11 protein-coding genes and 1 pseudogene are annotated in these 16,001 nt (G+C 56.3%); 3 read left to right on the top strand and 9 right to left on the bottom strand.

What is annotated here, in order from left to right; translation table 11 throughout:
* Positions 1-58: 58 nt before the first annotated feature.
* The 3 genes from DXX3274_RS09765 to DXX3274_RS09755 all read right to left on the bottom strand — a co-directional run bounded on the left by DXX3274_RS09765 (position 59) and on the right by DXX3274_RS09755 (position 2,676).
* Positions 59-721: a methionine ABC transporter permease gene (locus tag DXX3274_RS09765; protein WP_038659430.1), complete on the bottom strand. Its 663-nt coding sequence runs from the start codon at positions 719-721 to the stop codon at positions 59-61.
* The gene (locus tag DXX3274_RS09760) at positions 714-1,730 is read right to left on the bottom strand and encodes a methionine ABC transporter ATP-binding protein (RefSeq protein ID WP_042859626.1); all 1,017 of its coding nucleotides are present in this window, start codon (positions 1,728-1,730) and stop codon (positions 714-716) included. The genes DXX3274_RS09765 and DXX3274_RS09760 overlap by 8 nt, the downstream gene beginning before the upstream one ends.
* A 145-nt stretch (positions 1,731-1,875) precedes the next feature.
* Positions 1,876-2,676, bottom strand: a complete 801-nt coding sequence (locus DXX3274_RS09755; protein WP_238556104.1) for a MetQ/NlpA family ABC transporter substrate-binding protein — start codon at positions 2,674-2,676, stop codon at positions 1,876-1,878.
* Positions 2,677-3,017: 341 nt separating this feature from the next.
* On the opposite strand from DXX3274_RS09755, the gene DXX3274_RS09750 reads away from it, so the two are divergent.
* The gene (locus DXX3274_RS09750) at positions 3,018-3,635 is read left to right on the top strand and encodes a glutathione S-transferase family protein (RefSeq protein WP_042859624.1); all 618 of its coding nucleotides are present in this window, start codon (positions 3,018-3,020) and stop codon (positions 3,633-3,635) included.
* Positions 3,636-3,681: 46 nt separating this feature from the next.
* On the opposite strand, the gene DXX3274_RS09745 is transcribed toward DXX3274_RS09750, so the two are convergent.
* Positions 3,682-4,806: a PQQ-dependent sugar dehydrogenase gene (locus tag DXX3274_RS09745; protein ID WP_042859623.1), complete on the bottom strand. Its 1,125-nt coding sequence runs from the start codon at positions 4,804-4,806 to the stop codon at positions 3,682-3,684.
* A gap of 262 nt (positions 4,807-5,068) precedes the next feature.
* Here DXX3274_RS09745 and rimO point away from each other — a divergent pair, with 262 nt between their 5' ends.
* Both rimO and sanA read left to right on the top strand, forming a co-directional pair.
* Positions 5,069-6,472 (top strand): 30S ribosomal protein S12 methylthiotransferase RimO, encoded by a 1,404-nt coding sequence (rimO, locus tag DXX3274_RS09740; RefSeq protein WP_193747067.1) that lies wholly within the window; start codon positions 5,069-5,071, stop codon positions 6,470-6,472.
* A 170-nt stretch (positions 6,473-6,642) separates the two neighbouring features.
* On the top strand, positions 6,643-7,398 hold the full coding sequence (gene sanA, locus DXX3274_RS09735) for an outer membrane permeability protein SanA (protein ID WP_038918829.1): 756 nt from the start codon (positions 6,643-6,645) through the stop codon (positions 7,396-7,398).
* Here sanA and yeiB read toward each other — a convergent pair whose 3' ends face one another.
* From yeiB to DXX3274_RS09710, 5 genes and pseudogenes are all read right to left on the bottom strand, one after another.
* On the bottom strand, positions 7,399-8,547 hold the full coding sequence (yeiB, locus tag DXX3274_RS09730) for a DUF418 domain-containing protein YeiB (RefSeq protein ID WP_193747066.1): 1,149 nt from the start codon (positions 8,545-8,547) through the stop codon (positions 7,399-7,401).
* Between the two features lie 148 nt (positions 8,548-8,695).
* On the bottom strand, positions 8,696-9,364 hold the full coding sequence (folE, locus tag DXX3274_RS09725) for a GTP cyclohydrolase I FolE (protein WP_038659451.1): 669 nt from the start codon (positions 9,362-9,364) through the stop codon (positions 8,696-8,698).
* Between the two features lie 200 nt (positions 9,365-9,564).
* Positions 9,565-11,253, bottom strand: a complete 1,689-nt coding sequence (locus DXX3274_RS09720) for a methyl-accepting chemotaxis protein (protein ID WP_042859621.1) — start codon at positions 11,251-11,253, stop codon at positions 9,565-9,567.
* A gap of 379 nt (positions 11,254-11,632) precedes the next feature.
* A complete protein-coding gene (locus tag DXX3274_RS09715; RefSeq protein ID WP_042859620.1) occupies positions 11,633-13,294 on the bottom strand; it encodes a methyl-accepting chemotaxis protein in 1,662 nt (553 codons plus the stop codon).
* A gap of 793 nt (positions 13,295-14,087) precedes the next feature.
* Positions 14,088-15,750, bottom strand: a pseudogene (locus tag DXX3274_RS09710) (methyl-accepting chemotaxis protein).
* Positions 15,751-16,001: the final 251 nt, after the last annotated feature.

Here is a 16,001-nt window from a genome sequence, read left to right as displayed (position 1 = left end):
AGCCGCTGAACCAATATCAGCGGCTTGATCACTAAGTAAATTATCAAAAAATATTTAATTATCGGCGACGTTCGCGCTTGTCAGCGCGTTTTGCCAGCCAATCACCCAACGTTTGTACGATCTGTACCAGGATAACCAGCGCAATCACGGTAATCACCATCACCTGGGTTTCATAGCGGTAATAACCGAAACGAATCGCCAGATCGCCCACGCCGCCGCCGCCGACAATCCCGGCCATCGCGGAGTAACCAATCAGACTGACCAGCGTAATGGTCAACCCTCGCAGCAACCCGGCGCGCGCCTCGGGCAGCAGCACCGTGCAGATGATACGCAACGGACTGGCGCCAAACGCTTCCGCCGCTTCGACAATCCCCGGATCCACGTCACGCAGAGCGCTGTCGACCAGACGCGCATAGAACGCGATCGCCGCCACCGACATCGGCACCGCCGCCGCTACCGGGCCGATGGTGTTCCCCAGCAGGAACTGGGTCAACGGCAGCAGCAATACCAGCAAAATGACGAACGGAATCGAACGGATGATATTCACCAGCACCGTACCGAACAGATAGAGAAACCGGTTTTCCCAGAACAGATGACGATCGGTGACATAGATCAGGAACCCAAGCGGCAACCCGCCCAGCAAAGCAAACAGCGTCGAAATGCCTACCATCTGGAAGGTCTCGCCAAAGGCATTGAACAGATCGGCCAGCAACTCAGCCATGCAGCACCTCCACCTGAGCCGTGCGTTGTTGAATGTGTTTCACCGCGTCCGCTACAACCCGATCGTCGTTGGGATGGGTCAGCAGCGCGACCAGAATGCCTAACGCCCGATGACCGATATACTCGATTTTGCCGTGCAGGATATTGACCGATACGCCATAGCGGGTCGCGACATCCGACAGCACCGGTTGCTCGGCCGACTCGCCGATGAACAGGATTTTCAGCAACGTGCCGCGCAGCTCTTCCTTCAGGCGCGTCGGCAGTTCCAGGTTGAGGGTGTGCGACACCAACTGCCGGGTAAACGCATGTTGCGGCGTGGCGAAAATATCGAACACATCGCCCTCTTCCACTACACGACCGCCGGTCATCACCGCCACCCGATCGCAAATCGCCTTGATCACGCTCATTTCGTGGGAGATCAACACAATGGTGATGCCCAGCTTCTGATTAATCTCTTTCAGCAAATCCAGAATCGCCGCTGACGTTTCCAGATCCAATGCCGACGTCGGCTCATCACAGAGCAGCACTTCCGGGTGATTGGCGATGGCGCGGGCGATGCCCACACGCTGTTTTTGACCGCCGCTCAACTGCGACGGATAAGCGCCGGCTTTATCCGCCAGCCCGACCAGCGCCAGAATTTCCGGGACCCGCTGATCGATAACCTGCGTCGGTTTACCGGCGGCGCGCAGGCTGAATGCCACGTTCTGCGCCACGGTGCGCGTCTGCATCAAATTAAAATGCTGAAAAATCATGCCAATCTTCTGACGCTCGGTACGCAGCGCCTGACCGCTCAGGTCGCTGACCTGCACGCCATTGACCCGCACCTGGCCCGAAACCGGGCGTTGCAACAGATTAATGGTGCGCAGCAGCGTACTCTTTCCCGCCCCGCTGGCCCCGACAATCCCGTAGACTTCGCCTTGACGAATGTGCAGGCTGACGTCATCCACCGCCCGCGCGCCCGCGCCTTTTCCCTGAGGAAATTCTACGCAGATATTTTCTAACTGAATCATTATCCGCATGACTCCTGATACCCAATGGAAAAAAAACAGAAAGCCGGTCGAAGACCGGCTCATGCTGATACTACGCGATCCTTGTGCTGAATCGGCGTACTGCCGATGGCGCCATACCTTAAACACCATCGGCTTCAGGTGATTATTATTTGGCCGGCGCCGGCGTTTGCGCCGTCATCCAGTCAGGACGCTGGAACTGGCTGAACATCGTGGCCGGGTCGTTAATCACCGCGGCATACGCTGGGGATTCCACCACCGCTTTAATCTCTTTCACAAACGGCTTGTCCAGATCATCGGTACGCACCGCAATCACGTTTTTCAGGTTTTCATCCAGCGTTTCCAGCTTCAACGCGGAAGAAAGCTTCAGCCCGGCGGCGATGGCAAAGTTGCCGTTCACCAGCGACGCGGTCACGCTATCCAGCGTACGCGGCAGTTGCGCGGCCTCCAGCGGCTTGAACACCAGCCCGCGCGGGTTATCCTGAATATCTTTTTCCGACGCTTTGGTCGGATCGATATTCGGTTTGATGGTGATCAACCCCAACGATTGCAGAAAACGCAGACCGCGCGCCAAATTGGTCGGGTCGTTGGACAGGGTGATCACATCGCCTTTCTTCAATTGATCCAGCAAGGTGATTTTACGGGAGTAGAACCCCATACTGGCGGTCGGCACCGTGATCAGGCGGGTGAGTTTCAGCCCTTTGTCGGCGGAGAATTTCTCCAGATACAGCGTATGCTGGAACAGGTTGGCGTCGATGCTGCCGTTAGACAACGCCAGATTGGGCTGTACATAGTCGCTGAATTCACGCACCACCACGTTGTAGCCTTTTTTGGTCAGCTCCGGCTTGATGGCCTGATTAACCATATCCCCGTATGGCCCTGGCGCCACGCCGAATACGATGGTGTGCGGGTCGCTCTGCGCTAACGCCAGCGAGGTTCCAGAAGCCAAAAGCGCAACCGTCAGCACGGCGCGAATCGAATGGGTTAATGTCGTGTAATGGGTTAATGGGTTGGGTTAATGCCATGTAATAGTTATCCCGTCTGCTAATAAATAGCGGTTATTATTGGAAATATCAGCCTGATTGGTAAATAGAAAAAAGCTATATCAATATTTCCTGTCTGTCTGTTGCACCGAATGACGAATAAATCGCCACCTCAGAAGCGGTTACATCCCACCGCGGGTATGGGTATAGTGACAGCAGCGTTATTTAAAGCACTAGCATGAGCGTCAGGCGGCGCGATAACCGCCGGCTTCATTGCGTAACAAAACCAACGGGAAGGAGTGATGTGATGCTGATAATCTGGGGTCGTGAAAATTCGACCAATGTGAAGAAGGCGCGCTGGTGTGCGGCAGAACTCGGCTTGGCGTATGAACTGGTGCCGGCGGGCGGGCAATTCGGCCGCAACCGCGACCCGGACTATCTGTCCATGAACCCCAACGGGCTGGTGCCTTGCCTGCAGGATGACGATCTGGTGCTGTGGGAATCGCATGCCATCGTGCGTTATCTGGCCACGCAATATGGTCAGGGCCGCTTCTGGCATACCGACCCGAAGACCCAGGCCGGCATCGATAAATGGCTGGACTGGGCCGCGGGGTTCACCGAGCCTTACAAACAGGTCTTTATCAACCTGGTGCGTACCGCGCCGGAAAAACGCAATATGCAGGATGTCGAAACCGGCATCGTCGGCTGCGAAAAATTGTTTGCTATCGCCGATGCGGTACTGGCGAAGCAGCGCTGGCTTTCCGGCGATGAATTCGGCATTGGCGACATTCCGTTAGGGTGCATCGCTTATAGCTGGTTCAACCTGCCGATTAGCCGCCAGCCTCGCCCGCATCTGGAACGCTGGTATCAGCAACTGACTGAACGGGACGCATTCCGTCAGACCGTGATGTTGCCGCTGACTTAATCTTGCTGGAGCGCCCGACGCGGGCGCTCCGTTACACCGGATGTCGTCACTCCGCCAGCCCGACTTTCAGCAACTTGCCGTTATCCTGATCGGTCAGCACATAAAGATAGCCATCCGGCCCCACCCGCACATCGCGGATACGCTCTCCCCGATCCGCCAGCAGACGCTCTTCCGCAACCACCCGATCCCCTTCCAGCGACAGCCGGATCAGGCTGGTGCCCGCCAGCGCGCCGATGAATAACGAGTGACGCCAGGCCGGGAAACGGCCGCTGTTGTAAAACGCCATCCCGCTGATGGCCGGCGACACTTTCCAGTAGTAAACCGGGTTGGCGGCGCCGGCCACTTCCGTTCCCCGAAATTCAGGAATTTTTTGCCCCGAATAATCGATGCCGTACGTCGCCAGCGGCCAGCCGTAATTTTCGCCCGGCCGGGGAATATTCACCTCGTCACCGCCTCGTGGCCCATGTTCGCTTTCCCAGATATCGCCGGACCACGGATTCAGGGCCAGCCCCTGCGGATTGCGCAATCCGTAGGACCAGATTTCCGGTCTGGCGCCCGAGTGGTTAGCAAACGGGTTATCAGCCGGTACCTCGCCCTCCGGGGTGAGTCGCACCAGCTTGCCCTGCAAACTGCCCAGATCCTGAGCCAACATACGCTGCTGATTTTCGCCCAGTGCGATAAACAGGTACCCCTGCCGGTCAAACGCCATACGTCCGCCAAAATGGGCGCCGGTCGAGCGCTTCGGCAGTTGCCGGAAAATCACGGTGAAATTGTTCAACCGCCGCATATCATCCGATAGAACGCCAAATCCTACCGCCGTTCCCGCCAGCCCTTCCGGCCCCGATTCGGCATAACTCAGGTATACGCGGCGATCCAGCCGAAAATTCGGCGACAGCATCACATCCAGCAAACCGCCCTGCGAACGGGCAAACACCGCCGGAACGCCGTCGAGCGGCGCCGACAACCCTTTTCCAGCCTGCCAGTACCGCAACTGGCCGGAGCGTTCCGTCAGCAACAATCCCTGATCGTCCGGCAAAAACGCCAGCGACCACGGATGATCAAGATTATCCTGCAGCACCGTGACTGTCGGCGCGGCAAACAGACTCATGGAAAACAGCCAGCCTACCGCCAGCAGCGGCAGGGTAAGAAAACGAACGCGGGGAAAAAACATGCAGGTTCTCCCTGTTGTGGGTCATGGCGATGAAATCACCACATGTAACACACGAACGACACAGAATGTAAAAACTAATAGCATGTTGAACCAGACCGCCAGGTAAAATTTACTCAAATTTGCACCCTGTTCCACCAAACCGCGCCAGCCGTCTGCAGCCGGTTCTCGCTGATTGTTTTATAATCATACGGGACTGTTTCCTGACGATGATTCAGGTATAATCCGCCGCATTTTTCCGCCCCAACCCGATGTATGAGACGCTATGACTGTTAACACCTTCGATCCATCCCAGACCACCACGCTGTCGGCACCGCAAAAAGCCCTGAGCGATCACTCCGGTGGCGCCGGCAAAGACCTGTCCCGCAAGATTGGCTTTGTCAGCCTCGGTTGCCCGAAAAACCTGGTGGACTCTGAGCGCATCCTGACCGAACTGCGTACCGAAGGGTATCAGGTGGTGCCAAGTTACAATGACGCCGATCTGGTGATCGTCAATACCTGCGGTTTCATCGACAGCGCGGTGCAGGAATCGCTGGAAGCGATTGGCGAAGCGCTCAACGAAAACGGCAAGGTGATTGTGACCGGCTGTCTGGGTGCGAAAGAGAATCAGATCCGCGAAGTGCACCCCAAAGTGCTGGAAATCACCGGCCCGCACAGCTACGAGCAGGTGCTTAACCATGTGCACCACTACGTTCCCAAACCGGAACACGACCCGTTCACCAGCCTGATCCCGGCGCAGGGTGTGAAACTGACGCCGCGCCACTACGCCTATCTGAAAATTTCCGAAGGCTGCGATCACCGTTGCACTTTCTGCATCATTCCGTCGATGCGCGGCGACCTGGACAGCCGTCCGATCGGTTCAGTGCTGGATGAAGCCAAACGGCTGGCGGATGCCGGCGTGAAGGAACTGCTGGTCATCTCCCAGGACACGTCCGCCTATGGCGCCGACGTCAAACACCGCACCGGGTTCTGGAACGGACAGCCGGTGAAAACCAGCATGGCCAGCCTGTGCGAGCAACTGGCGACGCTGGGGCTGTGGGTGCGCCTGCACTATGTGTATCCCTACCCGCACGTGGACGACATCATTCCGCTGATGGCGGCCGGCAAGGTGCTGCCGTATCTGGATATTCCGCTGCAGCATGCCAGCCCGAAAATCCTCAAGCTGATGAAGCGCCCTGGTGCGGTGGAGCGAACGCTGGAACGCATCAAGCGCTGGCGTGAGATTTGCCCGGAGTTGACGCTGCGTTCAACCTTTATTGTCGGCTTCCCCGGCGAAACCGAAGAAGATTTCCAGATGCTGCTGGACTTCCTGCAGGAAGCGCAGTTGGATCGCGTGGGCTGCTTCCGTTACAGCCCGGTAGAAGGCGCGACGGCAAACGACCTGCCGGATCAGGTGCCGGAAGCGGTGAAAGAAGAGCGTTATCACCGTTTCATGCAGATACAACAACAGATTTCCAGCCAGCGTCTGCAAGCCAAAGTGGGCCGCGAACTGAAAGTGCTGATCGATGAAGTCGACGAAGAAGGCGCTATCGGCCGCAGCATGGCGGATGCGCCGGAGATCGACGGCGCGGTCTATCTGAACGGCGAAAAACGGGTCAAAGTGGGCGACCTGGTTACCGTGAAAATCGAACACGCCGACGAATACGACCTGTGGGGCAGCCTGGTCTGATCCCGTCCAAACCAGTCGGGTTGATAACCCGGCTGGTGCTTTCCACCCCGTCATTCTGACCAAAAAACCAGCAACGTTTATCGCTTCCGGACAGTTCGCCTTGCGTCGTTCCAGCGCCTCAAGTAGCCTTGCCTCATGACTATCTACTCCATGCGGACGAAGGCAGCAGCATGTGGAAACGCCTGATATTTGGTCTTTTCACCGCCATTCTGGTGATGGCCTGCGGCGCTTTTCTGCTTGACCGCTGTATCAGCTGGCGCACCGCGCCCTACATTTACGAGGATGTGCAGGATCTGCCGCCGCGTCAGGTCGGGGTAGTGTTAGGCACCGCCAAGTATTATCGCGCCGGCGTCATCAACCAGTATTATCTGTTCCGGATTCAGGGCGCGCTCAATGCCTACAACAGCGGCAAGGTCAGCTACCTGCTGCTGAGCGGCGACAATGCCCAGCAAAGTTATAACGAACCCATGACCATGCGGCGCGACCTGATCGCCGCCGGGGTTCCTCCCACCAATATTGTGCTGGACTATGCCGGATTCCGTACGCTGGACTCCATCGTGCGCACCCGCAAAGTGTTCGATACCAACGATTTCACCATTATTACCCAACGATTCCACTGCGAGCGTGCGCTATTTATCGCGCTGCACAAAGGTATTCAGGCGCAGTGCTTCGCGGTGCCGTCGCCCAAGGATATCTGGCAGGTACGTATGCGGGAGTTCGGCGCCCGGTTGGGTACGTTGTTCGATCTCTACATTCTCAAGCGCGAACCCCGCTTTCTGGGGCCGCAGGTGCCGATTCCATCCGAGTACAAGATTTCGGATGACGAGCCCAGTTACCCGGCGGTGCCGCCTGAATTCATGAACGACCTGGATTCGCGCGTGGAGCCGCCGCTGCGGCAGAAACCGTCGCCGCCGGCATCCCGCTGATCAGGGTTCGTGCGCGGATTGCGCTGAAACCGGTCCGGCAACCCAGGCCGTCAGCCAGCGCCATACGCCCTCTAGCGGCCCTTGCCGGAAAGCGCCCAACCAGATACGCGCCGCCAGCAAATTGCATAGCCATACCGGCGGCACCACCAGCAATAGCTGCCAGCGATCCAACTGCATGAACCAGCCGAGGCGGTTGAACAGCGCGGTACAAATCAGGGTCTGCAACAGATAGCTGCTTAACGCCATACGCCCGACATCGACAATCCAGCGAGTCAGCCGCCAGTTCGCCAGCGTCGGCCAGAAGCCGTAGCACAGCGCCAGATACGCAATCGCCTGCAGCGGCGCGCCCACTTCCCGCGGGATTTGCAACAGCAAACCACACCAGCGGTAGTCCCATTGCAGTTGCCACTGCACGGCGACGCCCAACCCATCAATCAGCAACGCCAACGGCAGCAGCCATAGCGCGACGCGGCGATAATGCCGCTGGCTAAACTGCCCCCGTAGCCAGCCGCTGCGCATCAGCGCCGCCCCCATCAGCATCGACCCAGCCAGCAGCCAGCCATACTGGATGCCCAGCGACAACAGGCTTTCATTCAGCAACGACAGTCGATTACGCCAGGCTTCCGGCCCGCCTTGCGCCAGCCACCAGGCTTCATAGGTGACCTCGGCCGGCCCCGGCTGCCAGAAACTGCCGCCGTCCGGGCTTAGCACCTGACTCAGCACCACCAGCATCGCCAGCCCCATCAGGTACAGCACCACGCCGGTACGCAGCAACATGCGGGTGCTGTCGGCGTGCCGCAACAGGCCGTAGCACACCAGTCCGATCAGGCCATAGTCCAGCAAGATGTCGCCATCCCACATAAAAATGCTGTGCAACAGACCGAACACCATCAGCCAGAACAATCGCGCATGGATCCAACGCTTGCCGCGTTTTAACAACAGCTGCAACCCAGCGCCAAACAGCAGGGCAAACAGGGTGAGAAATTTCCCCTGCGCCACCATATCCATCAGCGCCCACGTCCAGGCATCCGCGGCGGAAGGCGGCCCTTGCCACGCCGGGTTGAGGTAGGCCGCGTGCGGCAGACCGAACGAGATAATATTCATTAACAGAATGCCGAGCATCGCCAGACCACGGGCGAAGTCCAACATAGGAATACGGGATGAAGAATGAGGCGGTGGCGACATGGCTTTTAGCAAATACAGGGAAGTATCAGCGAATTGTAGTGACTGCCACGGCAAATGCCCATGATTTTATGGCGGCCGACACCGGCCGCCGGAGGACAACCGACCGGGACGATCAGTTGTGATGATGACGTACCGCGCGCAGGAATTCCTGCCGGGTATTCTGACTGGACTTGAACAGGCCGCCCAGCGACGTGGTGGTGGTGGCGCTGGTGGCGTCGCGAATACCGCGCGCTTTGACGCAGTAGTGCACCGCGTCAATCGACACCGCCACGTTGTTGGTACCGAGCAGCGTCTGCAACGCCACCAGAATCTGCTGGGTCAGACGCTCCTGCACTTGTGGGCGCTGGGAGAAAAACTGCACGATACGGTTGATTTTGGACAGCCCAATCACGCCCTCTTTCGGGATGTACGCCACCGTGGCTTTGCCGTCGATAGTCACAAAGTGGTGTTCGCAGGTGCTGGTCAGGGTGATATCACGTACCGTCACCATTTCGTCCACTTTCATCTTGTTTTCGATAATGGTGATTTTCGGGAAATTGGCGTAATCCAGACCGGAAAAGATCTCTTCCACGTACATTTTGGCGATGCGGTGAGGAGTTTCCGCCAGACTATCGTCTTCCAGATCGAGATTCAGCAGGTTCATGATTTCCGTCATGTGCTCAGCGATGAGGCGCTTACGGGTTTCACTCTCCAGCATCTTGCCGCGCAGTGGGGTTTCCAGGCCACGCGCCAACAGCGCCTCGTGAACCAGGGCCGCTTCTTTTGTTAATACAGCCGACATGTTTTTCTCCAGCAGGTGTCTCTCAGTCTGACGTTGCCCAGGGCCAACGCCGGCCACAACTCTAATGGAGTGCCTGAAGATTATCCAGTGATTGTGTGTCATGGCTGATGAAAAGACTTCAACTTGCCACGGCGCTTACCACGACAAACACCACGCCCGCCGTATCCGTTACCACGAACACGGCGGGCGATCGGACAGGATCAGAATTTTTCCCAGTTATCCTGCTCGTTGGCCTTACGGGCAGGCGGCAAAGCCGGCGTCGTTCCCCTGAGCGCCGGGCGCTTTAGCGCCATGTTATCCGCCGGGTTTGGCGCGCGCCCGGCTGCAGTCTTGTGTTCAGTGCCGAGGTGGAACACTTCTACCGCCTGCGTCAGCTGTCGCGCCTGTTCTTCCAGCGAGGAAATCGCCGCCATCGCCTGTTGCACCAGCGTGGCATTCTGCTGGGTTACGCCGTCCATTTCGTTGACGGCCTGCCCGATTTGCGCAATCCCCCGGCTCTGTTCATCCGATGCCGAGGCTATCTCGCCAATCAGATCGCTGACATGCGATACGGCGGTGATAATCGTGCCCATCGCCTCCCCCGCCTGTTTGACCTGCGATGAGCCGATATCCACCCGGGATACCGATTCCGCAATCAGCCCCTCGATCTCTTTGGCCGCCTGCGCGCTACGCTGCGCCAGACTACGCACTTCCCCCGCCACCACCGCGAATCCCCGCCCCTGCTCGCCGGCTCGTGCGGCTTCCACCGCGGCATTTAGCGCCAGGATATTAGTCTGAAAGGCAATGCCGTTGATGACCGAGGTAATATCGGCAATTTTGCGGGAACTGGCGGTAATACTGTCCATGGTTTCCACCACGTTATCGGTAATTTTCCCGCCCTGCTTCGCCGCATCGGTGGCTTCATGCGCCAACTTGGTTGCCTGATGTACGTTTTCAGCGTTGTGCTGCACGGTGGAGCTAAGCTGTTCCATGCTGGCGGCGGTTTCCTGCAGCGCGGACGCCTGCTGCTCGGTACGACTGGATAAATCGTTATTGCCTTGCCTGATTTCGGTCGCCCCCTGATAAATCGCTTCGGCGGTACTGCTGATCAACGCCACGGTATCCTTCAGGCTGTGCTGCAATTGTTTGATATCAGGGATAATACGCCCGGCGCAGTTGCGGCCAAACTCGGCCAGATGCTGATCGAGCCGGCCAGCGATCAGTTTTCCAAGGTGTGCCTTGATCACCGCAATCGGATTAACCAAATACACGGTCAGGTAGCGTTCGCTGACCAGGAAAATCGCCACGCTAATAACCAGCGCCAGAATCAATACATTTCGAGTCCAGTTATTATGAGCATTAACCGTATCAATATAATCCGAGTTGGTCGCCACGCCGGCATATTTCTGCGCCACTTCGCCAAACGCCACACTGGCTGGCGGATAGACTGTGCGGAAAATACGGCGGAACTCATCCAGATTATTGCTTTGCAACGCCCGATACATGGGTTCAATACCATTACTGATCAATGCTGACCAGGTCGTAACCATATTATCCACCAGCGCTTTATCTACACCTACCTGGTCGGCCGCTTTAAACTTTTCCAGCGCGTTTTTCGTGTTATTGATCGCTATCTGTGCCGAATCCAGCGTTTTTTTAGCATTCTCGACATCGTTAAACTGCGAATAATCCAGAACTCGCGCCATACGAGTGACCGAGCGGAAATATTGATCATTACCATAAACCAGATAAGTATAGGTCCGCCCCTGAGTCGAACTGTCGTGCAATAACGTAGTGACCTGTTTTAAGGAATAAAGGCTGAATCCGGATGCCCCTCCCCATAGAACCACGAAAAACCCCATAATAAATAACATCATCACTCTTATGCTGATATTTCTTAGAAAAGTCATAGTTAACTCCAGATCGTTATTTGACGTTTTTCCACGATTCACTGATTAGCAGAGCATCCTTCACCCCTTAATACGGCAATACATAAATATCGGAACGCTAACGTTGCCACACCCCAACGGCAGACATGTCATGCATAGAAAAAGCAAAAGTAACGCCAACCGGCGGTTATAAGCAGGAGAATCAATATCTGGTCAAGTGCGTTCTGATTACCAGCAAGTATAGGCAGGGATAGAAAAAAATGAGATGGCTCATCCGGCTATTCGCCTAAAAACCGTACCGGAAAAAATGCCGATACAGCGTTCACCCCGCCGACGTTATGATCAAAAAATGCACCGGCAAGCCGGTGCATTCGACGATAAAACGGAAGTCCGAAACGCGTCAGAACGTTTCCCAGTCACCGTGAGACGAACTGGCCGGCAGGGAGGCTTTCAGCGCCGGTCGTTTCAACGCCGGCACGGCGGCGCGAGGAGAAATAAACACGGTCTGCTTGTCGCCAAGATCGAACGCCGCCACCGCCGCCGACAGACTCTGCGCCTGCTCTTCCAGCGACGCCGCCGCCGTAGTGGCTTCTTGTACCAGCGCCGCGTTCTGCTGCGTCACGCCGTCCATTTCCGTTACCGCCTGACCGATTTGCGCAATGCCCCGGCTCTGCTCATCGGACGCCGCCGAAATCTCGCCCATCAGGTCATGCACCCGCGACACCGAGGAGATAATCACCTCCATGGCGCTGCCCGCTTCCCGCACCAGTCCAGAACCGGTATTCACCCGGCCGACCGATTCGTTGATCAGCGTTTCAATCTCTTTGGCGGCCTGCGCGCTGCGCTGCGCCAGACTGCGCACTTCCCCGGCCACCACCGCGAAGCCACGCCCCTGCTCGCCGGCCCGCGCCGCTTCCACCGCCGCGTTCAGCGCCAGGATATTGGTCTGAAAGGCGATGCCGTTAATCACATTGGTAATATCGGCAATTTTGCGGGAACTGTCGGAAATACTCTGCATGGTGGTCACCACGCTGTCGGTAATATCGCCGCCCTGCCGGGCCATCTGCTGCGCTTCTTCCGAAATCTGCCGCGCCTGACGCACGTTGTCGGCGTTGTTTTTCACCGTTGAAGTCAGCTCTTCCATGCTGGCGGCGGTTTGCTGCAACGCCGCCGCCTGCTGGTCGGTACGGCGCGACAGCTCGTCATTGCCCTGGCGAATTTCGCTGGTGCCGGTATGAATTACCGACGAGCTGGTATGAATGGTCTGTACGGTATCGCTCAAACTGTGCTGCATCGCCCGGATATAGGGGATCAACTGGCCGGCGCAGTTGCGGCCGAATTCATTCAGTTCCACGCCGAGCTTACCGCTGGTCAGCAACTCCAGGTGACGTTTAATCTGACCAATCGGCGTCACCAGATACTTGACCAGATAGCGGTCGCTCAGGAACAGCACGATAACGCCGATAATCAGCGCAACCAGCAACACGTTTTTATTGAAGGCGATGTGTTCCTTCAACGCCGTGATGGTATTGTCCGCCTGGATGGCATTGACGTATTTATTCGCCACATCGCCAAACTCCACGCTCAGCGCCATATACTGTTTGCGATAAAGCTGCAGGAAATCATCGTTCCGGCCTTCGTTAACCGCCGCCAGCATCGGCGCCATTCCGTTTTGCAGCAGCCGACTCCAGACATCGACCATCTGCTTCGCCAGCGCCTCATCCACGCCGACATGCCCGCTGCTTCTAAACTGCGCCAGCGCCTCTTCGCTATTTTTCAGTGCGGTGGTGGCCGAGAGCAGGGTTTTCTGCGCATTGTCGGTATCGCCGGCCTGCCGGTAATCCACCACCCGCATCATCCGCGTTACCGAGCGGAAATACTGATCATTGCCTTTGACCAGATTCGAATAACTTTTCTTTTGATCTATCGTGTCATCCAGCAGGTTGTTCATGCTGCTGAAGGAGTTCAGTGTGTAAATAGAGGCGATACCCCAGATAACGGTAAACAGTGCCAGAATCACCAGCATCATTCTTCTGACGGTAATATTTCTTAAAAAAGTCATAACAGGCTCCGGACAATTAATCGCGCGTTAAGCACATGTTTGATAGTAGCCACCTGCGTTTGGTTGACCCCGACTGTAGCCAGACGCATCCATCGCCACAGCCATCCGCTTCGCACCATGACAAAAAAGCGCCTGGCTCAACAAAAATCATCGGGAAGAAGTCAGTAATAACATTTATGTTTCTGGTACGAATGATTACTGAAAAATCAAAGCAACACGCCAGCGTTGACGACGATCTATTTAGTCAGCCATGACCGATAACGCCTTCAATGGTTTTCACGTCGCTAAAATTATACGGTAAAAGCAAAAAAATACGGTAAAAACCAAGAGAATCCTGATCTAAACGGAATAAAACCAATCAGGATCACGCCTTCTCATTTCGCTTGCTTACACTTTAATTTCTCCCGTTACTGAGTTTAAGACAATCATCCCATATGACAACTGTTCAGTTTTTCACCCCTTTATCCCTATCCTGCCACGCGTTATCGCCTCCCCAAGTGACGCCTCTGCCCGATGCTCAAAAGCGTGGTTCTGCTGACTCGACACCGGAGCTAGCTGCAGAGACCCGTCGATATCGCTGACGACCGACATCTGGTTTCCAGATGTTTCAGGTTGTTTCAATCGAGTATAGAAGCGATAAGAAATTATTAAAGTGCGCAGACGTCCGATTGACGGTCAATATCCGTTCCAGCCAGATGTCGGGTGTCGTGGTGAGGTATATACGGCGTGAAAAAAACAAATGCACCGGCTGGCCGGTGCATTTGAAGAAGATAAAGCAGATGTCGCCAATACGTCAGAACGTTTCCCAGTCGCCGTGGGACGAACTGGCCGGCAGAGACGCTTTCACAGCCGGTCGTTTCAGCGCCGGAGCGCTAACACGCGGGGAGCGCAGTGCCGTCGGCGCATCGCCCAGATCAAACGCCGCCACCGCCGCCGCCAGACTCTGCGCCTGATCCTCCAGCGACGCCGCCGCCGTGGTGGCTTCCTGTACCAGCGCCGCGTTCTGCTGCGTCACGCCGTCCATTTCCGTTACCGCCTGACCGATTTGCGCAATGCCCCGGCTCTGCTCGTCGGACGCCGCCGAAATCTCGCCCATCAGGTCATGTACCCGCGACACCGAGGAGATAATCCCTTCCATCGCGTTGCCCGCCTCCCGCACCAGTTCAGAGCCGGTATTCACCCGGCTGACCGATTCGCCGATCAGCGTTTCAATCTCTTTGGCCGCCTGCGCGCTGCGCTGCGCCAGATTTCTCACTTCCCCGGCCACCACCGCGAAGCCGCGCCCCTCGCTCGCGAGCCCGCGCCGCTTCCACCGCCGCGTTCAGCGCCAGAATATTGGTCTGGAACGCAATGCCGTTAATCACGCTGGTAATATCGGCAATCCTGCGGGAACTGTCGGAAATGCTCTGCATGGTGGTCACGACATTGTCGGTAATCTCACCGCCCTGCCGGGCCATCTGCTGCGCGTCTTCCGAAATCTGCCGCGCCTGACGCACGTTATCGGCGTTGTTTTTCACCGTCGAAGTCAGCTCTTCCATACTGGCGGCGGTTTCCTGCAACGCCGCGGCCTGCTGGTCGGTACGACGCGACAGCTCGTCATTGCCCTGACGGATTTCGCTGGTGCCGGTGTAAATCACCGACGAGCTGGCATGGATGGTCTGCACCGTATTGCGCAGGCTGTGCTGCATCGCCCGGATGTAGGGGATCAGCTGGCCGGCGCAGTTGCGGCCGAATTCATCCAGTTCCACCCCAAGCTTACCGCTGGTCAGCAATTCCAGGTGACGTTTAATCTGACCAATCGGCGTTACCAGATAACTGACCAGATAGCGGTCGCTCAGGAACAGTATGATAACGCCAATAATCAGGGCGGCCAGCAGCACATTTTTGTTGATGGCAATGTGTTTCGATGCCGACATGATGGCGTCGTCAGATTGAATTGCCGCCGCGTATTTATCCGCCACGCCGCCGAATTCCACACTCAACGGCGGATACTGCTTGCGAAACAGCTGGCGGAAATCGTCCATCCGACCGTCTTTAACCGCCGTCAGCATCGGCTCCACTCCGCTTTGCAGCAACCGGCCCCAGACATCGGTCATCTGCTGCACTACATCTTTGTCCACACCGATATGCTCGCTGCTTTTAAACTGCGCCAGCGCCTCTTCGCTATTTTTCAGCGCGCTGTCGGCTGAGCTCAGGGTTTTCTGCGCATTATCGGTATCGCCGGTCTGCAGGAAATCCACCGCACGCAGCATCCGGGTTACCGCACGAAAATATTGATCGTTGCCTTTGACCAGCATCGAGTAACTCTTCTTTTGCGCCATGTTGTCATTCAGCAAATCGCTCATGCTGCTAAATGAGTTCAGAGTAAAAATGGAGGCAATTCCCCAGATGACGGTAAACAGTGTCAGGATAATTAACATCATCCTTCTGACAGTGATGTGTCTTAAAATATTCATAACAGGCTCCGGATAATTAGTCGCGCATTCAGCGCTTGCTTAGTCATAGCCACCTGCGATTGGTATTCCCCAGTGTAAATAGATGCATCGCTCACCACTGTGCTGCGCATTGTGACAAGAAAAACCCTGGCTCAATAAAATTATTTTCAACAACGTAATAACAATTTTTATTCCGGCATGAATTACGGTTAAATAAATCCGCATTCCTTTTTAGCGCCCCGCGTTCACTCTCATCACCGGCAACACGTTCT

Source organism: Dickeya sp. NCPPB 3274 (genome assembly GCF_000406205.1).
GTDB lineage: Bacteria > Pseudomonadota > Gammaproteobacteria > Enterobacterales > Enterobacteriaceae > Dickeya > Dickeya fangzhongdai.
This window is presented reverse-complemented; position numbering and strand designations above follow the sequence as displayed.

Coding starts and splice junctions, on each gene's coding strand:
- DXX3274_RS09745 (WP_042859623.1), bottom strand. CDS start 4,806: ATGTTTTTTCCCCGCGTTCGTTTTCTTACCCTGCCGCTGCTGGCGGTA.
- folE (WP_038659451.1), bottom strand. CDS start 9,364: ATGTCGGCTGTATTAACAAAAGAAGCGGCCCTGGTTCACGAGGCGCTG.
- DXX3274_RS09760 (WP_042859626.1), bottom strand. CDS start 1,730: ATGATTCAGTTAGAAAATATCTGCGTAGAATTTCCTCAGGGAAAAGGC.
- rimO (WP_193747067.1), top strand. CDS start 5,069: ATGACTGTTAACACCTTCGATCCATCCCAGACCACCACGCTGTCGGCA.
- yeiB (WP_193747066.1), bottom strand. CDS start 8,547: ATGTTGGACTTCGCCCGTGGTCTGGCGATGCTCGGCATTCTGTTAATG.
- DXX3274_RS09750 (WP_042859624.1), top strand. CDS start 3,018: ATGCTGATAATCTGGGGTCGTGAAAATTCGACCAATGTGAAGAAGGCG.
- DXX3274_RS09715 (WP_042859620.1), bottom strand. CDS start 13,294: ATGACTTTTTTAAGAAATATTACCGTCAGAAGAATGATGCTGGTGATT.
- sanA (WP_038918829.1), top strand. CDS start 6,643: ATGTGGAAACGCCTGATATTTGGTCTTTTCACCGCCATTCTGGTGATG.
- DXX3274_RS09765 (WP_038659430.1), bottom strand. CDS start 721: ATGGCTGAGTTGCTGGCCGATCTGTTCAATGCCTTTGGCGAGACCTTC.
- DXX3274_RS09720 (WP_042859621.1), bottom strand. CDS start 11,253: ATGACTTTTCTAAGAAATATCAGCATAAGAGTGATGATGTTATTTATT.